The following is a 22,625-nucleotide window of genomic DNA, read 5'->3' as shown; positions in this document are numbered from 1 at the left end:
CTCCCAGAGTGAACCGGCGCCTGGAATTGAGTAAGTGATCGTCGAGCCGGACCACTTCGCACCGTCCACGTCAACAAGCCCATTCCGAGCCTGTGTCACGGTCACATTTGTCAAAGTCATCGCGCACCCCCCGCGGTTGTTGGACGACAATATTCGGCGACAGTATGGATCATAGATAACGGTGTCGGCTACGCTCGGAGAATTCCAGGAAAAGTGTGAAACAATATCCCGTCCGGAATTGTGTCAAACAAAGGGAAAGAGCGGTTTTGCGTTCAGTGAAACGATGAACCGCTCCTACCTTCACACCACGACGAAATCAGCGTTTGTCAGCGCTAGGTTAGCGGCCAGCGTGGCGAAATGGGTTGAGCCGCCAGCCGCATTGCCATCGCTGTCATAGTAGAGCCAGCCGGTGCCCGTCTCGTAGATGATGTGCTGGTTCGCAGTGGTGGCGGAGCCCGAGGCGTTGGCGGCAAACTGGTCGGCCGTCAGAGTGCCATTGCCGCCAAGCGCTGCGAAGATCGCATTGTCGACCTGTATGGTGTCGTCGGCCACTGAGAAGTCGATAATGTGGTCGACATTGGTAACGTCATTGAGCGCCGTGGTGAAGACGAAACTGTCCTGTCCCTGTGCGCCACTCAGCGTATCGTTGCCAAGGAGGCCGTTGATGACGTTGTTGCCCGAATTGCCGGCAATGATGTTGGCGGTCGAGTTGCCGGTGCCGTTGATGTTGCCGGTGCTTCTCAGCGCCAGATTCTCCAACTCCTGGCCGGAGAGGTTGAAGCTGACATAGGCCTGGACATTGTCGGTGCCTTGGCCGTTGAGCTCGATCACGTGGTCGCCGGCGTTGTCGACATAATAGGTGTCGTTGCCTTGTGCGCCACTCATGGTGTCGGCACCGCCAAGGCCGTCGATAATGTTATTGCCGCTGTTGCCGGTGATGATGTTTGCGATCGAATTGCCGTTGCCGTTGATATTGCCTGAGCCCGTCAGCGTCAGCTTCTCCAGTTCCTGTCCCGACAGGTTGAAGGAGACTGAGCTGAAGACGCTATCGGTTCCCTGGCCGTTGAGCTCGACGACATGGTCGCCAGCGTTGTCGACGTAGTAGGTGTCGTTGCCGGTGCTGCCACTCATGGTGTCGGCGCCGCCGAGCCCATTGATGACGTTGTTGCCCGAATTGCCGGTGATGATGTTGGCAATCGAATTGCCGGTGCCGTTGATCGAGGCCGCGCCGCGCAGCGCCAGGTTCTCCAGCTCCTGGCCGGAAAGATTGAAGGAGACGTAGGCCTGCACATTGTCGATGCCCTGGCCGTTAAGCTCGATGACATGATCGCCGGCATTATCGACATAGTAGGTGTCATTGCCGGTGCTGCCGCTCATCGTGTCGGCGCCGGCGAGCCCATCGATGACGTTGTTGCCGGAATTGCCGGTGATGATGTTGGCCGCGGAATTGCCGGTGCCATTGATCGAAGCCGCGCTGCGCAGCGCCAGGTTCTCCAGCGCCTGGCCGGAGAGGTTGAAGCTGACATAGGCCTGGACATTGTCGGTGCCCTGGCCATTGGCCTCGATGACATGGTCGCCGGCATTGTCGACATAGTAGGTGTCGTTGCCGACGCCGCCGCGCATCGTGTCGGCGCCGCCCTTGCCGTCCAGTAAGTTGTTGCCGGAATTGCCGATCAGCGTGTCGATGCCGGAACCGCCAACGGCGTTCTCGATTGTCGCGCCGAAGGCAATTGAAACATTGCGGTGGCCGCCGCCGATGTCTGAGAAACTGCCTGCGGCCAGATTGATGGTTTGGGCTTGGCCGAACCCGGACGCATTCAGCGTATCAACACCACCAGCGTCCCAAATGCAGATTGCCGGCGAGGGGTTCAGGGCGAAGTTGTACACGTTGCCCGCATTGGAACCAAAACCGTAGACCGTATTGCCCGTACGCGTCGTCATATTGGCGCCGTAGAGCTGCTGAACAGCCAGAATGTCATACAACATCAGCGTGTCGGGATAGTCGTTGTAGTCGGATGCGCCGGTGTTGGTCTCGTCGAAATAGCTCATCACTGTGTATTGGTTGCTGTCCTGGATGAACTGGGCATCGTTGCCGTAGGTCGGATTGGTATCGGCATTGTATTCGCCCGGATGTGAAAGGCCGAGCGCGTGGCCTGTTTCGTGCAGAATGGTCTGGTAGTCGTAAGAGCCGATCGGCAGATTTCCCGTGTTAACGGCGTCGGTGTTCAAATGCACGTCTCCGGAAATGTCGCCTGGCGCCGTCGTTCCCGGGTAAATGGCGTAGGCTCCGGCAGGGTCCGGCTTCGATGTGTAGTTTCCAAACAGCATCGTCGCGTTGTCGCTGGTACCAGCGGGGTTGACTTGCGTGAAAGTCAGGCCGCAGACTGACGAATACATAGCAAGCACGGACTTGACGGCAGCGATTTCCGCGGAACTCAACGGGCTAAAGGGGGCAGCAAACCCTTGCGAGTCCGTGCAATTGACGTCCGTCATTCGCACAGCCCATGTCACGTTCACCGGCTGCCCGGGCGCTGTGCTCCAGCTGCTTCCGGGCCTCAGGATCGCGCCGGCCCCCATCAATTCGTCATAGCTGGCCCGGGTTCCGCTGACTACGGAAACACCATATTGCCCCAAGTAATCATCGTTATATGCGCCGGCATTGATGAAGTAATCGCCGGTGGTCAAGGCCGTGTAGGTGATCGTCGAATAGCGGTACTGGCCCGGGATGACGTCATCGTTGGACGCAACCAATGTTCCGGATGCGTTCATGAGGGCCATGAACGTATCCTCGACATTGTCGCCGACGGTCGGACTGACACGCGCACCTTCACCGACTTCCGCGAATGTGTAGGTCTGGCCCGCCACCAGGTGCACCCGGTACCAATCATGGTCGCCGGCCGAAGACAAATGGCCAGTCGCTGTCTGGCCGACTGCCAGGGTGTAGCTCGTGGCGATGGATGACGCCGCATCCGTTGTTTCGGTGACGTTCGGCATTGCTTCCCCCTCTGCGTTTCCTGCGGCCGCGCCGCTTATTATCGATAGTGGAGCACGAGGCTCACAAACCGCATGTCCGACTGGCCTATTTGCCGTCGTTCACTTTGCCCTTGCCGCATAGACGTTCTGCCACTTCGAGTGCCCTGCGAAGGACTTCCCGATTTTCCGCCGCCGAAATGATCGGGCTTCCAAGGCGTGCTTCGTGCAAACGCGCCAGCGCCTGCTCGCAGGTTTTGGCATTCATCGGGCGCTGCGGATTTCGAGGATAGGATTGGACTGGCTGAGGTCCGATAGTGGATGCCACCACGATAGCTCCTACGCATAGGAGGTTCCGAGTCATGAGCCTTTTCCGTGACCGGTCTATCTTTGACCAGGCGGCCGTCCAATTCCCGGCTTGGTGACAGCCACCCATGCCTGTCGCCATCATGATCGGCCACAACCACCTTCCAAAAGATACAATCGCTTTCCGCGGCTTCGCGCCGACAAGTCAATCGCGGAACATTTGTTTCCGAAATCCTATGCCCACGCCCCTAGATTGATACTCTATGTCACGGTCACGACTGTATTCAACGCTGTTCTTGAGGACCAGCTAAAATTCCTGCTTGAATTCCGTATGTACCGCGTTGCTTTGTTGGCATGGGTGCATCTCTCCTGGCATCGGGCTGGACTGCTTTAGGTGCACCCAGGCGACAAGATCGCAGGCGCGGAAATATCGGTGTTGCCGCCGGCCAGTGCGAGTTCCGCCGCCCTGGTTTGCATGCTGGTGCTGAGTTCCTTCAATTTCAGGCGCAGATCATCGTCCATGACTTTCCTCCGTTGGCTGGAGGCCTAGCGTATCGACGAAGGGGAAGTTGCCCCCACGCGTCTAATAGGCTGTCTTTCGCCGTTTAGGTCCTTGGTTTTCACAAGGACCTTCCTTGGCTTCCCGTAAAGCGCGTGTAGCTTATCCGCGACCTCAATAACCGCAGAGAAAGCTGCATTGAAGGTCGTCATGGTGTCGCCGGCAAGGCCGTTACGAGCAGCGTAGTCCTCCAAGGCTTCCTGCGAAACGGTCAAGGTGAACGTGCCACCGTCTTGGTCCCAGACTAGAACCTCTACACCGCCGGCATTTATGTAGGGTTCATTCTTACGCCGATGATCCAGCAGGGTAGCCCCATGTTGCGCCCACAGCTGCTCGCAGTCGTTTGCCCTCAGGCTTGGCGTACCCGGTTTGCCATAGAATACCATCGCTGCCCGGACGTCATATCCAAGCACCTCTGCATTGGTGACGAACTGGATGGCGTCCCCAAGGCGAGTGGTGCCGAGCTTGACTTCCGTTTTGCTCGCGAGGTCGATTACACCAATGATTTCGGCTTCGCTATTCCTGGCAGCCAACACCGCACATACAGTCGCGAGCATGTGAGCCTCCGCTAATAATCTTGACCTCCAGGAGCCGGCTTGTTCCCCGCCGCGACTAGCCGACCTGCAAACCAACACGGACAGCCAGCCCAATCGGCCACTGATGCCGTCGAGGAGCGAGAATGCCCGCATTAGTTAAAAAAATAACAAAAGCCTAAAAGACCCTGGTCTAGGTCGGCCCAAGGGAACGCCGAACAAGACCACGCTGCTCAAGCACGCTATTTTGAAAGCAGCGGCGGAATATGCCTAACTGCGCGGGGCTTCGCAGTTACCAGCCGGGAACTCCGTCTACCTGGAGAGGAAACACGATCCATTCGTCAGGAAGGCGGCTACCCCAGCTCCGTCGCAGGTGGCAACCCTCGAAGCTGCCTTTCATGCCGAGTGGAAAAAGCTTCGCGCCATAGAGCCGGCGCTGAACGCAGCAGAGCAGCGCTATATGGACATCAAGGGACGGCGACCTGTCATGGCCGAAATGACAGCGGAGGAGGTCGAAAGGGTCCGGCGGACGACTGTCGCTGATCTCGCAAGCCAAGCCGCGCTGGCGTCGAACATGCCGAGGCCTTGCGCGCCTATGACAAGGCTGATGCTGGCATCCGGCGCAAGACAGGCTATGGCAAGCTCGATCGAGAATACTCCAAACAGACCCACCGCACGGGGAACGCAGCTAACGCGCTGCTTCGCTACCCTGCAAAGACGCTGGCCGATCTCGCGGCGAAGGAGCGAGTGCATCGCACGTGGGAATTTAACGGACAGGACTTCAATTACATCATGGATGACATTGCTCGGTTGGCTCGCAAGACGATCTGAACAAATGCCCTTCGGACACTTGATGCCCGCTGCTCACGGCAGCGGGCCTATATTGGCGCGACCGGGCCGTCACTCAATGGTTATGGGACTGCTGGAATCCGGCAACGTCGTATTGAGATACGCTCTTCGGATTGTTTGAGTTCTGCGGTTGCTCGCCCGCGTAGTGTGTCCCCGCATTCCCCTCGGGGTTGAAGGCTGAGCCCGGGGCAGAACTGGCGTGACCAGGGGTAACGCTTCCTGTTTCAGTGGTTCCAATCGTTTGGCTGGGCTGACCTGTCTTGCCTGTTACGGTGTGGACGTTGGCAGCTGAAGCCGTGCCGGCGGAGGCTACAAGCAAGCCCACCGCTATCGGAATGAGGCAATGTTTCATGGTTGTTCTCCCAAAGCGTTTCGACAGGGCGCTCGGATCTTGGGAGCACCCGGCGAACTAACTAAACGCTTTTGGGACCACCACTCATCCGGAGGATCGCGAACTCGTGATGTCGCTGCCTCACGGTGGCGGGCTTTTTGTTGGCCTGCTACTTACCGTGACATGGCCAAAAACAAGCCGCCAGCCGACCATCATTTCGTGCCGCAGTTTCTTCTCCGAAACTTCGTTGACGATGCAGGCACTTTGCACGCCTTTGATCGGCGGACGCCTGAAAGGGGCGTATTCAACAATCCACCTAGTAAGGTGTTTTTTGAGCGACAGCTCTACACCACGATTGAAAGAGACCTGTCCAAAAACGTCGACCTTGAGCTCGCGTTTGCCCATCTGGAGGGCATAGTGGCGCCGCTGGTAGCGCGCATCTTGGAGATGGCGAACCAGAAGCGAGCGGTCGCCTTTCATTCAAACGAACGTCAGTTGCTGGCGATCTACACCTATTATCAGTGGAAGCGCGTGCCTGATAATTTCAGGCAGTTCTCCAGCCTCGCGTCGTTCCGCGAAGATGGCGAGAAGGCGCTTCGTGAGTATGAGGATCGCTACCGTCCCTTGGATGACCACGAAAGGGAGTACTTCGGCAAGGATGAGACTTGGCGCCGAATGCTCCAAAACGTGCGTAGCGACGTTATTGCAAAAGGGAACTTGTCCATTGTTGCGACCATCGAGGCAATGAACCTCAATATCGTGAAAATCTCGAATCCGAAGGAGGCGTTCATCATATCGAGCTTTCCCGTCTATAAGCTCAATTTTCCCGGCAAAGCCGCGCTTTCGGATCCGACTGTCGAGATGTGGTTCCCCATCTCCTCTGAGGTCTCTCTGGTATGGGCAGGAAGAGGTGGAGGAACGATTTTTCGATCGGTTTCCGACGGGGCTGCGGTGCGATATCAAAATCAAGCAGCCGCAGCAAAGAGCAATTTGATCGCGTCCCGATCTGCCGCATTGACTGAATCGCTTGCGGCATATGTCGGCGTGCAAAAAGGCGGGGAAGGCAGTCAGAACAGCCAGTGAACGGGCTGCTACGATTTTTGCAACTAAACGCTACGGTATGAAACAGGATGGCCCAAGCATCGTCGAACGACGTTAGGAACGGAGTTAGGAAGAGAATAAGGCTACGGCCAATAACGTCGCAATATCAACAGGATGACAGAAAATCTGGCGGAGGAAGTGGGATTCGAACCCACGGTGAGCTTGCACCCACGCCGGTTTTCAAGACCGGTGCCTTAAACCGCTCGGCCATTCCTCCGTTGTGATTTTTCAATCACTTAGGTAGTGCGCTGCCGGCTGGCTTCGGCCTGTTGGCACCGGATTGGCACCGAAGGCGTTCCCGACTGGTTCGCGCTTCATTCCTGTAGTGCGGCAGTGAGTGCCGCGTCAACCACCGCTGCGGCACCTTCCTGCTGCCCGGGAGCAGGTGCGCATGAATGTTCAGGGTGACTGACGGATTGGCGTGACCGGCGCAGGCCGACACGACATGCACAGGAACGCCGCTGCGCAACAGGTGCGTGATATAGGTATGAGGAAACCATGGAAAGTGGTTTGCGGATCACCAGCAGTTTCGGCTTCCCGATCCTTCTCATCCTTGCCCATGCCAAACTTCAAGCGATGCTCCTCGCTGGCCCTCATTGGCGCCATGTGCTGCATTGAAAGAAAACTCGCCGGGCGAAGGAACCCCAATCCCTCAAGCCCGGCGAAAGTTTACTTCCTGATCCCCGATCAGGACCGGTAGGAGGAGGGTACCGGCAATCTATGCAGTGCAAAACCGGTGCCAGCATTTTTTGTCCCGAAATGAGACAGGCCAACGCGAGCCATGCGCGACAGCGAACTTACCGAACGCCTTGGCCGAGGCTGGACGCGATGGGCCGAGGGCGTAGGCGGATACGAGATTGAGCGGACATGGTGGCAGGCCAAGGTCTTGCACTTCCCCAAGCTCAACGTGTCGGTCTGGTTCGACGGATCTGAAAGGGTCGACGAGTGCCAGGCCGCGCGGGACGCTTCGGCGCTGTAGGACGGCGACCAGGGGAAACGCTTGCTGGCGAGGCCGTTGGCGCTCTGATACGATCGGCCTGTGGATCAAGAGACTTTAGATCATCATGCGCTCGGCTTGCTGAAGCAGTATCGAGATGTCCTGGTCGAGAGCTTTGCGCCCCGTGACGCTGATGGCGTGCCTGAAATCAGGACTCTAGCCCAAAGCACCGACCCTTTAGAAATCGCAGCTTTGAAGGACATTGAATTACTCGATGCGGTGATCGGCGCGATGTCAGGCCAGATCGTTCGCCACTCTATCTGAAACCGTCCGCTGGAACCTGAGCTGCCGAGCTTATGGCTCAATGAGCACGCGCGGAATCGATTTCCTAGATCAATGGATTGCCAACAACGTCCCCGAGACGGCAAAGGCCCGATGTCATCTCGGTTGACGAGCTCACCCACAAACTGATTGCTGACGCGGCGGTGATCGGAATTCGGGGGATCGAGATCGGCGAAGAGGTCGACAGATGCTGGCGTGCCGGAGTGACCATTCGCCGCTTGCCGGCGAGATCACGCGGCTTGACCTTCCATGTACTGGAAGGTGTATGGCCCAAGCGTGACTTGGAGGTAGGCGCATGAACATTGGAGTTGCGGCCTGCCCGCACTGGGGAGCGCACAACTCGGTGAAACGCATCGTCCTTGCGGTGGGGCTTGCACTGGCTTGTGTTTCAACCCTGGCCGCTGCCAAGGTTGGCAGTGAAGCACTCATCGTGGCCCGCCAAGCGTCCATGAAACAAATGGCAGCGGCTGCAAAAACGCTTGCTGGGATGTTTAACGGCCAAGTCCCTTACAATGCTGCTGCATTTCGAGACGCTGCTGAAACCCTACGAGATCGAACCGGGAGCCTCGTTGGCGAGTTTCCATCCGGATCGCTCGGTCCACTGTCCGGTGCCAAACCGGAAATCGACCAAGACCGACGAAGTTTTGAGGCGCTGGCTCACCACATCGCCACGCTCACAACTGCACTTGCTAAGGAGGCTGCGAATGCGCCCCCGCAAATCAACGCCGAAATGCGGATGGGGCCTGGAACGATGATGGACGGCGGAAGTCTGCTGGGGAAGCGCACTAACGCGGCTGAACCCGATCCGGCGACGCTGCCCGCAGAACACTTGGTGCACATGATTTTGCAGGATTGCACCAGTTGCCACTCCAGGTTCCGCCAAAAGATTCGCTGACGGTCGTCCACGAATTAATTTCTCTGATGATTTTGTCGACGCGCAACTCCTGCTTAGCGGCATGAGTGAACGGGCGCTGGCGGGGCGCTACTTGCCCTGAAGCCGGTGCTTGCCGCTGCTCCCGCCGTCGCTGGTACATCCGCAGTCGACGGCGGGTGCCGGCCTTAAAGCTGCACCGGCCATTGCGGGGGAGGTCAGATCTCCCGCTCAAGTGACTCTACAACCAAATCTGAAGTCGCTCAATTAAGGCTAAGTGCGGGTGGCCATCATCCTTTCAGGGGCCTTACCGGGCGCTTGCCGGAACCATCTCAACGACGTCCAAGCGCTTATCGACCGGCTCGGCCCGGATCGCGGCTCCATGCATTGGGATCTGTTCGGGCTCTTCGGCTGCTCGGATTGTAAGGCTGCAAGGCGCGACCGCCGGCCGGTGTTCTTCACTATGGTTCCTGATTACGAGGGTATCCAGGTGCGGCGCAACCGCGACTGGAAACCGACGTTCTAATAGCGCCAAGCGAGCGGCGCTAGATGTCCCGCCACGGATCAATTGTGCTTGGCACCGAAATTGCTCTGTAGATTAAAACAGCGAGATATCTCTCTAGATGATCGACAGCGCCCCTAGGATTGTCTGCAATTCATGCAGAGTGCCCCTCAGCAGCGTCAGTGAGCCTCAAGGGTCCGACCTCCTATCTTGCCCCAATTGCCGGATTTCCGAGACATACGACAACGTCATGCTTGAACTTGGCCAACGCACAGCGGACGCATTCTTGCGCGCGATCTACCGACCTGTTCCCTCGAGGATCTATCGTTTCGCCCTTCTCTTTTCAGAAGGGGGACACCACCCCAAGCCGACGAGGTCGCCCCTGATGAGCACGACTAATGACGAGGACCACCGTGTGCGAATGCGGGTCAGGCGGAGGAAGGATGGTCCGTCCCGTGCCTAAAGAGGCCAACGGAAACGCGCGCTGGTGCTTCACATAAGACCAGAAAGATGGAGTAGGTGGGCAACTCGCATACCGAGGCCCACTGTGAATTCGCCATCGTTGGCAGCAAAGTCCCAACCGAAGAATGCCGCCCAGCCAAAAAGCAGAATGGAGAAGCGCATTAAACGATGCTAAATTAGGCGTATTGAATAAAGGTTAAGGGCTTTAAATGCGACGGTTAGCCCTGAGCCTTCCCCCCCCGGCCGGGCACTACCATGTTGACCCAGAAATGCCAGTGAAGCCGGTCGCTTTTCCGCCAGGCAATCCATCCCGGCGCCCTTTTGACACTCAACAAACCAGCGGGGCGCCGAGCCATTACCCGGCGGCGTTTTGAGGGGAACGGCGCCTAATATTCATCATAGCGCGCTCGCTGGAGTTTTTTGGAATACAGCCTTTTGGACGATGCCCCGCGGTTGAAAATGCCGGCCGGATGCCCGTCACCAAAAAATCCGGGCTTTCTTAAAGCCGAACTCTATTCGCTACGGCTGGCCTGCCTCTTAGGTCTGACCCTGGCAAGCGATTGTCGCCTACGAGACGGTCTTCGGACGACAGTTTGGGCGGTATGAAAGGACCCGTAGCGCCGATCTCGCCTAGCCAATCCTCGTAGCCAGTGTTCATTTTGGACACCAGTTCATCGGGATCATGTATCCCGGACTGGGATAGGCTCTTGAGGCGCCGGCCGAAGTGTTCCCATGCCGGATGGCCTTCTGGAATTCCTGCCTCTGTGCAATAGTCGTTGAGAACCTTTGTCAGCATTGCAAGTTGCTCAGAATCGAGATGATCGTCGGATGACATCGCTTTATCCCTCGTGGGGGCGAAAGCGTGATCGACTCTTCCAAGCGCCAGGCGCCCGTTCAAATTGGCCAGCGACGTCCTTCAGTACGCTTTAGTCAGGGATTAGCGAGTCAAATCGGGCGTGGAGCGGAGCTTGGGAAATATCTTTCAGCCGACGGAACGTTTGTGCTCGCCCGGTGTTATCACCCTGATCCCCGCATAGGGATCATAAAGGGCCTTGCCCCTCTTGGCCCTAGTTTGAGTCCGCTGTCTCCCCGGCAGCGGACCCGACGCATTTCAGTGATCGTCGGCATCCTGTTCCATAGCCTTACGAATCAGTAAGTCGTCGGTCCGCGCAAAGCCAGATAACCATCACCGTCGGCAGCGAACGGCACTTTGCTGCCCGGCGGCCTCCACCTGCCGAAAATCAAAGGCCCGCTGCCCGCTCTCAGTCTGCTGGCGGCGGGCTTTTCGCCCAAGGGGGCATTGGTGGTGACTACGCAGCGGAGGCGGAACGACTTCATAAAAGCATAGTCCAGCCGTTGCTATCACCTAGCAGCGAGCATTACCGGGCGCTCCAGCGCACCCACGAAGCGCTGCTGAAGACGGTGAAGGACGTCACCGGCAAGGATTCGCCGTTCATTCAATGGTTCGGAACAGGGCCTGTGCGGCCTCCCAAGGCTGGGTAGCGCCATCCCATGACCATGAAATATCTGTTCGTCGAGGACACGCTCGGCAAGAAGTACAGATCGGGTCGGGGCTTTCCGTCACTGCATGACGTGCCGCCGGCATGCCGACCTCGATATCCAAGCGCTGGTTGACCGTCTCGGCGAAGATTACGGCTGCCTACACTGGGATTTGATCCGGGTCCTATTCTGCCAGCCCTGCCGTGACGCAGGGCGCCCTGACCGAAACATCGCGTTCACCAGCCACCCGAAGACACCAGGGCAGCGACGCTCAGACTAAGCGGCCCGGCATCTCCGCACGGCGGGGGGCCAGCAGACTGTCGGGCCTGACCGGCGCGGGTTGGGGAGCGAGCCGGCTGGTGAAAATATACGCTTTCGCTAATATGTTCGGGACCTATCCGTAAGAACGATGGAAGCAGCAAAAGGTGGAGCACAAGCCGGAAAAGATCTAATCGGTAGGCCAAAGCGATGGCGAAGGGGTTCGACGACAAAGGGAGGGAGCACAAATGGCCGCCTATCTTATCGCGGATGTAGACATAAAAGACGCTGCCGCGTTCGAGGAATACCGGCGGGATGTTCCGGCCACCGAGGCGCGCTACGGCGGGCGATACTTAGGTCGTGGCGGTGCGACCAAGGTTCTGGAAGGTGACTGGGAGCCACACCGTTTGGTTATTATCGAATTCCCCGATATGGCGTCATTGATGAGCTGGTACAATTCGCCGGAGTACGCCCGCCTGATCGAGATTCGAAAACGTTGCGCCAACACCAGGATCATTGCGCTGGAAGGGATCACAACACCCATTGTCTGACGGTGCCGCGAAGCGCCTTTAGGCCAGTGGGACTTCAGTCTTAATTGCGCGATATCTAATATACGATAAACTTAACGGCGCGGGGGGCTTTTCCCGCCAAGGTGGCCGGTGCGGCTTCGCTTCCCCAAGCATCCCCTGCGCCGGCCATTCGCGTCGATAATCGGGAATTGTCAGATTGGATGCTGCACGCGTTAGCTTCAAGGCCAGGCGACGGGCAGACACGGTTGCGCCGCCGCCAAGATTTGATCCTATCAAGGGAAGTGTGGCAGGGGCGGTGATAGCCGGCAGCGTCTTTGCGGTTTTCTATTGGCTTGCAGGCGGCAATCACATCGCGGGTCCGATCGGCCTAATCACGATTTTGGCGTTTGCGCTGCCGTATCTTCACCTCCGGAGAAAGGAGCGGAAGAACAGTGAGGCCTTTGATACCTATTACATCAGATTGTTGGAACTTGAGAGGGCAAGAGAGAAAAGCTCGCCTGCCGTCAAACCAAGCACCGCTCCCGGTAAGCCCTCATCGCGCCTGGCGCCGCTGCCCCTGCATCCTGATCGAGACATACGACAACAGGTAAATGATCGCGATGGAACCCGTAGCGAGTACGACCCATACTCATAAGCTGCTCATGCTTCCTCACTTCCCGCCGGCGCACTCGTTGGGCAGGGTGTTGGGATGGTGGACGCCGGCCCAGTCGGAAAAGGTCCTCAAGCACAAGCTAATATAATTGAGATGCAGACGCCTATGGTGCCTGATGCCAATGAATGTTTCGCGGAGGTGGATCTTCCCGCGCTTTATCGAAATCCCGATCGGGATTTTCCGAGTCTTTGGTTTGAAGGGCAGCTTTGATAGTCCAGGCCACATCCGTTGCCGAGCCAAACGTCTGCCCACCCACTTCTCACACCCACTGGCGCTCGGAGCGACCAACGCAGCCGCCGCAACGTGGCGGGTTTTTTTGCATTTTAGACGAAACTAATATTATGGCGTCACGTTTGTATACCGGCCAGCTTGTGCCCCTCTCCGGCCTCTCTAGAGAAGCCCATCATCTGCCCGCAAGGTGGCGTGGCTGCGCTGGCCGAAGTTAATTTCCGGCCAAACGCTCCTCCCGAGGTGACAACTGGATTCTCGAGGTCAAGTTCGACGGCTACCGCTCGAAGATCTATCAGCGCGTGAAGGATTCCCATTTTCAGAAGTTGGTGGCACATGTTAGCGCCAGAGCCCTATACTGCGACTCCGAGCGACCGAGCCTTGGCTGTTTGGAAATTAGACGTCCGCGAATGATCGCCGCCTTTGTTAAAGGTCTAAACTAGTGTCTCCAGCAGAACGCAAACGGCGAGAGCGTGTTTATACTGGGGACAATGCGACTTGGTTTTGGAGGGTTTCTCGGCCGATAGTATTGCGAGGCTTGGCGCTGGTTCACGACGGCATAATGGGTGCTGCCGCGATGTTGCTTTCGCTCGTGTTGAGGCTTGATTTCGATATTGTCGTTCAAAACCTGACGTATTTCCTTGGTGCAGCGGCTCTATTCGGGGTCATTGTCAGCGGCGTCGGTTTCTTGTTTGGACTGAACCGTGGTATTTGGCGCTATGCGTCGCTGACGGATCTTCTAGCAATCACCTATGCTGCTAGCGCGTCCGTCGCTAGTTTCACAGTGGCCCAATTCCTGCTGGATCGACTGGGCTCGATTCCCCGTTCTTCGATCTTGATCGCCTGGGCCTTCCTGATCGTCCTGCTAGCCGGGCCGCGTGCCGCGTATCGGCTCTATCGCAATCGCCACGACACCGGTCGCTTGTTCGATCGCGGCACCTGCAAGTTCGTGCTGCTGGTTGGAGCCACCGACAACGCCGACGCCTTCCTGAGGACCACCAAGGAGAGAGATAATGCGTCATTCAATATCCTCGCGATAATCGACGAACGGGGGCGCAGGACCGGACGTTCTATTCGCGGGGTTCCAGTGTTGGGTCCGCTGGAAAGACTGCCGCAGATCCTCAATCGATTTGAGGCCCAGGGGCGCCGACCCGAAGCGCTCATCCTGACGCGTTCGCGCGAGGACTATCAACAGCACGCCAGCATCGAGGCGTTGGTTGAGATTGCGACACAGCAGAAAGTCGAAATCCTGAAGCTTCCGAACCTTCTCGACATGCAAAGCATCGATGCTGAAATTGAGCCGCGTCCGATCAAGTTGGAAGATCTCTTGCATCGGCCGCCCGTTAGACTTGATGCGCTCAAGATCGCCTCAATGATCGAGGGCAGGACCGTAATGATCACCGGCGCGGGCGGTTCGATTGGATCCGAGCTGGCACGGCAGGTCGCGGCCCTGAACCCACGTGGCCTCATTCTCGTGGACGCCAGCGAGCACCTTCTCTACTCTATCAAGACTGAACTCGCTGGCACCCGCCCGAGCCTCAAGTTGCATGCTGCCCTCTGCAACGTGCGCGAAAAGGACGCCGTCGACAGAATCGTTGCCGGCCATAGGCCCGACGTGCTCTTCCACGCAGCAGCACTCAAGCATGTGCCGATCGTTGAGGCTCAGCCGCTTGAAGGCCTTTTCACCAACGCGATCGGGACGCGTAATGTCGCTGAGGCCGCGCTTCGTGCCAACGTCTCCACGATGATTATGGTGTCGACCGACAAGGCTGTGAATCCCTCTAGCGTTATGGGCGCGACCAAGCGGATGGCGGAGATGTTCTGCCAGGCGATGGATCTGGACTCGGCGGTCAACGGCACACGTTTCGTCACCGTTCGGTTCGGCAACGTCCTGGGCTCGGCCGGATCCGTGGTCCCACTGTTCGAGAAGCAGATCAGGGCCGGCGGCCCCGTGACAGTTACCCATCCGGAAATGGAACGCTTTTTCATGACAATTTCGGAAGCCTGCCTCCTCGTCCTGCAGGCGGCGGCGCATAGCCGCGAGCGGCAGCAGGAGCGCGGCCGAATTTACGTTCTCGACATGGGCTCGCCGGTGAAGATCGTGGATCTTGCTCGAAATCTCATCCGTCTCTCGGGGCACCGCCCGGACACCGACATTCAGATAGTCTACACCGGGCTTCGGCCTGGGGAAAAGCTTTGCGAGGAACTCTTCGACAACAAGGAAACCTTGAGCGGGACCGGTGCGTCGGGGATCCTGGCCGCATCTCCACGGTCGATCGAGGGAGCGCTGATCGTGCGCATCTTCGACGAAATGAAACGCAGGATCGACGCCCAAGATTTGCCCGGCGCCCTACGGCTTCTGAAATCGACCGTCGGGGAGTTTATTCCGGGGAGCGAGATTCACCTGCTGATGAGCGGGGAGGACTCGGGCAAGCACTGATCCTCATCGCGGTGCCACCGCCACAAGCTAAAAGCGTATTGCCATCCTGACTTTGTGCAAAGCGTCCCTACCATGTTCGCGTCCATGTCGCCTGGACGCAGGCCTAATCCGTCCACGCTGCCGGCCGGCCGCCAAGGCACCGGCGCCACAATATTGCCCGGTTCCGGCCATAATCGATTAATACCGTGATAAACAATTCCTGCGCACAAAGGATCGGGGTTCACGGTGTCATTGGTATTGTCGAGTGAGTGCTTTGCTCCTCTGGCGGTTAGATGGCGGCGTCTTTCATTGAGACTGTAGGGGACATCTGAAAAAATGCAGGCTGTGACGCACCCGCGTCTTCGTCGCGCTGCTACAGTCGCGTTGTTGGCGGTATCGGCTGCCTTACTGGCGGCTTGTGCATCGCCTGAACCCAAAGCGATGGTCTACAAAAAGACCCGCTCCAAGGAATATTTCTCCGAATCCGAATACGGCGTGAAGGCAAGCCCGCGTGTGGCCTTCCGGGGCGGGCGGCTGCAGCGCGGCGGCGGCCGGGACCAGCTCGGCAAGCCCTATCAGGTCCGGGGCAGGTGGTATTACCCGAAGGAAGACAAGCACTACGCCAAGGTCGGTCTGGCCTCCTGGTATGGCGATGCCTTCCACGGCCGGCTTACCGCCAATGGCGAAGTCTACGACATGACACACCTGACGGCGGCGCATCCGACCATGCCGTTGCCAAGCTATGCCCGTGTCACCAATCTCAAGACCGGCAGCTCGGTCATCGTTCGCGTCAACGATCGCGGCCCCTATCATGAAGGCCGCATCATCGATGTGTCGGAGCGCGCCGCCCAAATGCTTGATTATGCCAATATCGGCACCGCTCAGGTGAAGGTCGAGTATGTCGGCCGCGCACCGCTGGACGGCGATGACGACCAGTATCTGATGGCCTCCTACCATCCCGGCAACAGGGCGCCGGATCCGTCGGATGGACTGCCGACCGGCGTCATGGTCGCCATGAACGGACCGTCGCCGAGTCTTCCCGTTGGTGCCGCCGCCGTACCGTTTCCTGGCCAGTTGACCGATTCGGGGCCGGCCCAGGCGGTCATGCCGGCGCAGTCGCCGGCCTATGGCGACCTGGCATTGCCGGATTTCGGCCCGATCGTGCCGGAGCGCCCGGAGATCAACCTGCCGCCGCAATCGCCGTTTGCCGTGGCCTCGCTCTCCTATGCGGACGAGCGCGTAGAGCGCGCCTCCAACGCCTTCGCAGCGCTGGGCGGCGAGGGCATGTCACCGGCCGACCTGCTTCAATCGTGGAAGCGTCAGTCGCCGTCGGCCGGTTCGCCCACCGACTATGTTGCGGCAGGTTCGTTCGAGGATGCGGCGGAGGCCAAGCGCGTTGCCGCCCAGCTTGCCGCATTCGGCAAGATCGAGATCCAGCGTTCAGAACTCGACGGCGAGGATTGGTATTCGGTCAATCTCTATCCCGATGGCCACCGCAATCTGGATGATTTGCTGCAGGCGGCCTGGTCGCATGGCGCGCCGGATGCACTGGCTGTGCGCAACTGAGCGCAAGCAAGGTCGGATCTCCACTGCGCGGTTGATCCGCCACGGAAAAAGCCTGATACTTTTCGCGGGCTTGCCGGACGTGCCGGCCAACGGGTCGAATTTCATGCAATTTCGCTTGCTCCAGCCTTTCGCCGGGCTTCTGTTTTTTTGCCTGCTATTGCTTTCCCTGGCTCCAGCCAGTGCGCAGCTTTTCGAGACCAAGGCCGCGCAGGTCTTCATGATCGACGCCGAGACCGGGACGGTGCTGTTTTCGAAAGATGCCGACAAGCCGATACCGCCGGCTTCGATGGCCAAGCTGATGACCATGGAAGTGGTTTTCAACGCCATAAAGTCCGGACGCCTGAAGCTCGACGATACGTTCGTGGTCAGCGAAAACGCCTGGCGCAAGGGTGGTGCGCCTTCGGGAACTTCGACGATGTTTGCCAAGCTCAAATCGTCGATCCGGCTAGAGGATCTCATTCAGGGCGTAACGGTTCAGGCGGCCAATGACGGCTGTATTGTCATTGCCGAAGGCATGGCCGGCTCGGAGGACAATTTTGCTGCGCAGATGACCGAGCGCGCCCGCCAGATCGGGCTCAAGACATCGACGTTCGTCAATTCGACCGGCCTGCCGGCGGACGGCCAGCAGACGACGGTGCGGGAGTTGGCGCTGCTGGCCGTGCATCTGTGGCGCGATTATCCGGATTTCTATCACTACTACGGCCAGAAGGATTTTACCTGGAACAAGATCTCGCAGCGGAACCGCAATCCGCTTCTGGCAATGGACATTGGCGCCGACGGCCTGGCGGTCGGCGCGAGCGAGACGTCAGGCTTCGGCATGGTCGGTTCGGTCAACCACAACGGCACGCGGGTGATCGCGGCGATGAGCGGACTGGCCAGCGACAAGGAGCGAGCCGAAGAGGCGCGAAAACTGCTCGACTGGGGTGTTCGCTCTTTCGAGAAGACCGAAATCTTCGCCAAGGACGAGGTGGTCGGCGAAGCCCAGGTTTTTGGCGGCGCGAAATCCGGCGTGACGCTGAAGGCCAAGGGTCCGATCGCCATCTTCCTGCCGATCACCAACCGCGACAAGCTGACGGCCAAGATCGTCTACACAGGCCCGGTTGCCGCCCCGGTGGAGGAAGGGCAACCGGTGGGCGCGCTGCGCGTCTGGATCGGCGACACACTCAGCCAGGAAACGCCGCTTTTCGCCGCCGAGTCGATCGGCGTCGGCACGTTGCCGCAGCGCGCGCTCGATGCCGTCAAGGAACTGGCGATCGGCTGGCTGCGCTAGAGCGATTCATCGCTTCACGGAAACGCAGAACCGCTCTATCTCTTGGCTTTGACGCAATTCCCTAGGGAAAGTGCTGCGCTTTTCCCAGGAAAACCGTTTCACACTTTTCCTGGAATTGCGCTAGCGCCGACGGCATAGACGTTTGCCCCGACGCGGACTATCTAGAGCGCTATAACCACCCGCAAGCATGGCAAAGGCTTTTCGATTGGCGCGCGGATTTTTCATCACCTTCGAAGGCGGCGAAGGAGCAGGCAAGTCGACGCAGATCGAGCGGCTGGCCAGGAAGATGCGCGCCAAGGGATATGATGTCCTCCCCACCCGTGAACCTGGCGGCTCGCCTGGCGCCGAAGCTGTCAGGCATGTGCTGCTTTCGGGCGCGGCCGAACCATTCGGGCCGAAAATGGAGGCGCTGCTGTTCGCCGCCGCGCGCTCCGATCATGTCGAGCAGGTCATCCGTCCGGCGGTCGAGCGTGGCTCCATCGTGCTTTGCGACCGCTTCTTGGATTCATCACGCGTCTACCAGGGAGTCACCGGCGGTATCGACCCGGCGTTCATGGATGCGCTGGAGCAGGTTGCCATCAACGGCATGATGCCGGACATGACGCTGATCTTCGACATCGATCCGGCGGAGGGCCTCAGGCGCGCGACGTTGCGGCGCGGCACCGAAGCAATCGCCGACCGCTTCGAAAAGGAGAGGCTGGCGATCCATCAGGCCCGCCGCGAGGCGTTTCTGGCAATCGCGGCGGCCGAGCCGGAACGCTGCATCGTCGTTAACGCCGCCGCCGATCCCGATACGGTCGAGAATGTCGTCACCGCCGCCGTGTTCGCGGCGCTGGAGGCAAGAACGCCTTCGCGCAACAGGCAGGCGACGCCGGCATGATCTTCGAACGCATCGCACCCGAGCAGCACGACACGCTGGACGGCGTGCCCGAGCCATCCGAAACACCGCGCCTGGTTGGACACCGGCAGGCCGCGGGGATGCTGACCGCCGCCTATCGTGCGGGAAAGCTGCCGCATGCGCTGATCTTCTCCGGGCCGGTCGGCATCGGCAAGGCGACGCTTGCCTTCCATCTTGCGCATCATCTGTTGAAGCACCCGGACTTCGCGCAGGCGCCGGAAAGCCTTGCCATTCCCGATCCGGCCTCGTCGCTGTTTCGCCAGATCGCCACCGGCGCGCATCCTTGCGTGCTGCACCTGACCCGTCCGCCCAACGACAAGACCAAGAGCTTCAAGACCGTCGTCACCGTCGACGAGATCCGCAAGGTCAGCCGCTTCCTGTCGCTGACCTCGCATGACGGCAGCTACCGGGTTGTGATCGTGGACCCAGCCGACGACATGAACACCAATGCCGCCAATGCCTTGTTGAAGAATCTCGAAGAGCCGCCGGCACGAACGCTGTTCATCCTGATCGTCCATGCGCCGGGCAGCCTGCTGCCGACGATCCGGTCGCGCTGCCAGGTGGTGCGATTGACGCCGCTCGATGCCGACGACCTGATGGCGGTGCTGGAAACGACCGAACCGCCACCGCCGGACGATCCTGCCGCGCGCGCGGCGCTGGCCGAGCGGGCAGGGGGCAGCGCGCGCAGCGCGATCCTGTTGACGCAGTATGGCGGGCTGGAGATCGCCTCAACGCTCGACGCCCTGGTGGCGGCAAGAAAGAACGATGTCGGCGGCGCGTTTCGCCTTGCCGAGGCTGTCGCCGGCCGCGACCAGGCAATCCAGTTCGACATCTTCAACCGCCGGGCGCTGGAGCTGTTGTCGGATGCGGCAAGCCAGGCAGCGCTGGCGGGTGACCTCACACGGGCCAAAACACTGTCGGACACTTGGCATGAGGCGCTCGACGCTATATCTGAGACGGACACCTACAATCTCGACAAGAAGCAGCACGCCTTGACCATGATCGACCGCCTGAATTCTGCAATGCGAATGTGACGGTTTCTCCATGCATGCCGTGCCCCAAATCCGGGGCCACTTTTGGGCGGCATGCATTGGCCCCGGGATGGCAATCGCCGCCCCGATGCGATATCCACCGCCACGCCTTTCCATTCAGACATTCATGACGGTTCATTCATGTCACGCGACAAGTTCTACATCACGACGGCGATTTCCTATCCGAACGGCAAACCGCATATCGGCCATGCCTACGAACTGATCGCAACCGATGCGCTTGCCCGCTTCCAGCGGCTCGACGGCAAGCAAGTCTTTTTCCTCACCGGAACCGACGAACACGGCATCAAGATGCTGCAGACCGCCAAGCGCGAAGGCATTTCGCCGCGCGAACTGGCCGATCGCAACTCGGCTGAGTTCAAGCGCATGGCGGAGGCGCTCAACGCCTCCAATGACGATTTCATCCGCACCACGGAAGAGCGGCATTACGCGTCGTCGCAGGCGATCTGGAAGGCAATGGCCGCCAATGGCGACATCTACAAGGGCGGCTATGCCGGCTGGTACTCGGTGCGCGACGAAGCCTACTACGGCGAGGAGGAGACGGAGGTCCGCCCGGACAATGTCCGCTACGGGCCACAGGGAACGCCCGTCGAATGGGTCGAGGAAGAGAGCTATTTCTTCCGCCTCTCGGCCTATCAGGACAAGCTCGTCGCGCTCTATGAAAACCAGCCCGACTTCATCGGCCCGGCTGAGCGCCGCAACGAGGTGATGAGCTTCGTCAAATCGGGACTGAAGGACCTGTCGATCTCGCGCACCACCTTCGACTGGGGCGTGCCGGTGCCGGGCGACGAGAAGCACGTGATGTATGTGTGGGTCGACGCCTTGACCAATTACATCACAGGTGTCGGCTATCCCAATGAAAATGCTGACGATTGGCATTTCTGGCCTGCGGATGCGCACATCATCGGCAAGGACATCGTCCGATTTCATGCGGTGTATTGGCCGGCCTTCTTGATGTCTGCCGGCATCCCGCTGCCGAAACGTGTCTTCGGCCACGGCTTCCTGTTCAACCGCGGCGAGAAGATGTCGAAATCGGTCGGCAACGTCATAGACCCGTTCACCATGATCGAGCACTACGGTCTGGACCAGGTGCGCTACTTCTTCCTGCGCGAGGTGCCGTTCGGCCAGGACGGCAGCTACAGCCATGAAGCAATCGTCAACCGCACCAACGCCGATCTTGCCAATGGCCTTGGCAATCTGGCGCAGCGCTCGCTGTCGATGATCGCCAAGAACTGCGGCGGCGTGGTGCCGCAACGCGGCACCCTGGCGGATGAGGACAAGGCGATCCTCGATCAGGCAACTGCCGTGCTCGCCGTGGCGCGCAAGACCATGGCCGAGCAAGGCATCCATCTGGCGCTGGCGGCGATCTTCGGCGTGGTGGCGGAAGCCGATCGTTATTTCGCGGGCCAGGCGCCATGGGCGTTGAAGAAGAGCGATCCGGCGCGCATGGAAACCGTGCTGTGGACGACTGCCGAACTCGTCCGGCGCGTGGCGCTGTTGTGCCAACCCTTCATTCCGGGATCGGCCAACAAACTGCTCGACCTGCTGGCGGTGTCGGCGGACAGCCGCGATTTCGTGCATGTCGCGGCAGACCACGCGCTTGTCTCCGGGGTTGCCTTGCCCGCGCCGGAAGGGGTGTTTCCGCGTTACGTCGAACAGCCGGATGCGAACGCCTGATGCTCGTCGACAGCCATTGCCATCTGGATTTTCCAGACTTCGCCGAGGAGCGGGCGGCCATAGTCGCCCGCGCCAGGGCGGCCGGTATCGGCCGCATGGTGACGATCTCGACGCGCGTGAAGCGGTTTCAGCAAATCATTGAAATCGCTGAAACCTTCGACGAAGTGTACTGTTCGGTCGGCACCCATCCGCACAATGCCGCCGAGGAACTCGACGTCACCGCCGCGGACCTTGTGCGCCTGTCAGCTCATCCGAAGGTGGTGGCGATCGGCGAGGCGGGGCTCGACTACTTCTACGACAAAGCGCCGCGCGATGCCCAGGCGCAGGGGTTTCGCGCCCACATCGCCGCCGCTCGGGAAACCGGTCTGCCGCTGGTCATCCATTCGCGCGATGCCGATGACGACATGGCGGCCATCCTCGAGGACGAAACAGGGAAGGGCGCCTTCCCCTTCATCCTGCACTGTTTTTCGTCCGGGCGCCGGCTGGCGGAAATCGGCGTTGCGCTCGGTGGCTATGTATCGTTCTCGGGTATCCTGACCTTCAAGAATTCGGCCGAGTTGCGCGCCATCGCAGCCGATGTGCCGCACGACCGCTTGCTGGTCGAAACCGACGCACCTTATCTGGCGCCCGTACCGTTTCGCGGCAAGCGCAACGAGCCGGCCTATGTCGCGCACACGGCCAAAGTGCTGGCCGAAACAATCGGCGTCAGCGAGGCTGACATCGCTGATCTGACGACGAACAATTTCTTCCGCCTGTTCGGCAAGATGCCGCGACCTCCCGAGCAAACTGCTTGGCCCAAGCAAAGTGCCTGAACG

At 59.4% G+C, this 22,625-nt stretch carries 18 protein-coding genes, 1 tRNA gene and 1 pseudogene; 15 read left to right on the top strand and 5 right to left on the bottom strand.

What is annotated here, in order from left to right; genetic code table 11:
• Positions 1-300: 300 nt before the first annotated feature.
• The 4 genes from AC1D08_RS28400 to AC1D08_RS28385 all read right to left on the bottom strand — a co-directional run bounded on the left by AC1D08_RS28400 (position 301) and on the right by AC1D08_RS28385 (position 4,392).
• On the bottom strand, positions 301-2,994 hold the full coding sequence (locus AC1D08_RS28400; RefSeq protein ID WP_477424562.1) for a M10 family metallopeptidase C-terminal domain-containing protein: 2,694 nt from the start codon (positions 2,992-2,994) through the stop codon (positions 301-303).
• An 85-nt stretch (positions 2,995-3,079) separates the two neighbouring features.
• On the bottom strand, positions 3,080-3,238 hold the full coding sequence (locus AC1D08_RS28395) for a hypothetical protein (RefSeq protein WP_477424560.1): 159 nt from the start codon (positions 3,236-3,238) through the stop codon (positions 3,080-3,082).
• 428 nt (positions 3,239-3,666) lie between these two features.
• Positions 3,667-3,798 carry a hypothetical protein gene (locus AC1D08_RS28390; protein WP_477424558.1) on the bottom strand — a complete coding sequence of 44 codons (132 nt, stop codon included), beginning with the start codon at positions 3,796-3,798 and terminating at the stop codon, positions 3,667-3,669.
• A gap of 24 nt (positions 3,799-3,822) precedes the next feature.
• Positions 3,823-4,392 carry a hypothetical protein gene (locus AC1D08_RS28385; protein WP_477424556.1) on the bottom strand — a complete coding sequence of 190 codons (570 nt, stop codon included), beginning with the start codon at positions 4,390-4,392 and terminating at the stop codon, positions 3,823-3,825.
• 561 nt (positions 4,393-4,953) lie between these two features.
• On the opposite strand from AC1D08_RS28385, the gene AC1D08_RS28380 reads away from it, so the two are divergent.
• Both AC1D08_RS28380 and AC1D08_RS28375 read left to right on the top strand, forming a co-directional pair.
• Entirely contained in the window at positions 4,954-5,199 is a 246-nt protein-coding gene (locus AC1D08_RS28380) for a hypothetical protein (RefSeq protein ID WP_095091586.1), read from the top strand.
• 532 nt (positions 5,200-5,731) lie between these two features.
• Positions 5,732-6,631 carry a DUF4238 domain-containing protein gene (locus tag AC1D08_RS28375; protein ID WP_477424554.1) on the top strand — a complete coding sequence of 300 codons (900 nt, stop codon included), beginning with the start codon at positions 5,732-5,734 and terminating at the stop codon, positions 6,629-6,631.
• Between the two features lie 145 nt (positions 6,632-6,776).
• Here the strand turns inward: AC1D08_RS28375 and AC1D08_RS28370 are convergent.
• A tRNA-Ser gene (locus AC1D08_RS28370) sits at positions 6,777-6,866 on the bottom strand.
• A gap of 564 nt (positions 6,867-7,430) precedes the next feature.
• On the opposite strand from AC1D08_RS28370, the gene AC1D08_RS28365 reads away from it, so the two are divergent.
• The 13 genes and pseudogenes from AC1D08_RS28365 (at position 7,431) to AC1D08_RS28305 (ending at position 22,622) form a co-directional block, all read left to right on the top strand.
• A complete protein-coding gene (locus AC1D08_RS28365) occupies positions 7,431-7,628 on the top strand; it encodes a hypothetical protein (protein ID WP_457154246.1) in 198 nt (65 codons plus the stop codon).
• A 60-nt stretch (positions 7,629-7,688) separates the two neighbouring features.
• Positions 7,689-7,910 (top strand): hypothetical protein, encoded by a 222-nt coding sequence (locus AC1D08_RS28360; RefSeq protein ID WP_457154245.1) that lies wholly within the window; start codon positions 7,689-7,691, stop codon positions 7,908-7,910.
• Between the two features lie 40 nt (positions 7,911-7,950).
• Positions 7,951-8,125, top strand: a pseudogene (locus tag AC1D08_RS28355) (DUF768 domain-containing protein); the annotation flags it as partial.
• Between the two features lie 98 nt (positions 8,126-8,223).
• Positions 8,224-8,823, top strand: a complete 600-nt coding sequence (locus tag AC1D08_RS28350) for a c-type cytochrome (RefSeq protein ID WP_457154244.1) — start codon at positions 8,224-8,226, stop codon at positions 8,821-8,823.
• 259 nt (positions 8,824-9,082) lie between these two features.
• Positions 9,083-9,325 carry a hypothetical protein gene (locus AC1D08_RS28345; RefSeq protein WP_457154243.1) on the top strand — a complete coding sequence of 81 codons (243 nt, stop codon included), beginning with the start codon at positions 9,083-9,085 and terminating at the stop codon, positions 9,323-9,325.
• Positions 9,326-11,769: 2,444 nt separating this feature from the next.
• On the top strand, positions 11,770-12,072 hold the full coding sequence (locus AC1D08_RS28340) for a DUF1330 domain-containing protein (protein ID WP_457155403.1): 303 nt from the start codon (positions 11,770-11,772) through the stop codon (positions 12,070-12,072).
• Between the two features lie 1,421 nt (positions 12,073-13,493).
• Complete coding sequence (locus AC1D08_RS28335; RefSeq protein WP_477424552.1) at positions 13,494-15,371, top strand: polysaccharide biosynthesis protein; 1,878 nt, start codon at positions 13,494-13,496, stop codon at positions 15,369-15,371.
• A gap of 315 nt (positions 15,372-15,686) precedes the next feature.
• Positions 15,687-16,916, top strand: a complete 1,230-nt coding sequence (locus AC1D08_RS28330; protein WP_457153014.1) for a septal ring lytic transglycosylase RlpA family protein — start codon at positions 15,687-15,689, stop codon at positions 16,914-16,916.
• A 103-nt stretch (positions 16,917-17,019) separates the two neighbouring features.
• Positions 17,020-18,186 (top strand): D-alanyl-D-alanine carboxypeptidase family protein, encoded by a 1,167-nt coding sequence (locus AC1D08_RS28325; RefSeq protein ID WP_457153015.1) that lies wholly within the window; start codon positions 17,020-17,022, stop codon positions 18,184-18,186.
• Between the two features lie 205 nt (positions 18,187-18,391).
• A complete protein-coding gene (gene tmk, locus AC1D08_RS28320) occupies positions 18,392-19,066 on the top strand; it encodes a dTMP kinase (protein WP_457153016.1) in 675 nt (224 codons plus the stop codon).
• A complete protein-coding gene (locus AC1D08_RS28315) occupies positions 19,063-20,118 on the top strand; it encodes a DNA polymerase III subunit delta' (RefSeq protein WP_477308152.1) in 1,056 nt (351 codons plus the stop codon). The genes tmk and AC1D08_RS28315 overlap by 4 nt, the downstream gene beginning before the upstream one ends.
• 138 nt (positions 20,119-20,256) lie before the next feature.
• Positions 20,257-21,810, top strand: a complete 1,554-nt coding sequence (gene metG / locus AC1D08_RS28310; RefSeq protein WP_457153018.1) for a methionine--tRNA ligase — start codon at positions 20,257-20,259, stop codon at positions 21,808-21,810.
• Complete coding sequence (locus AC1D08_RS28305) at positions 21,810-22,622, top strand: TatD family hydrolase (RefSeq protein WP_457153019.1); 813 nt, start codon at positions 21,810-21,812, stop codon at positions 22,620-22,622. The genes metG and AC1D08_RS28305 overlap by 1 nt, the downstream gene beginning before the upstream one ends.
• Positions 22,623-22,625 lie beyond the last annotated feature (3 nt).

The organism is Mesorhizobium sp. P2_E6 (assembly GCF_056403835.1).
This window is presented reverse-complemented; position numbering and strand designations above follow the sequence as displayed.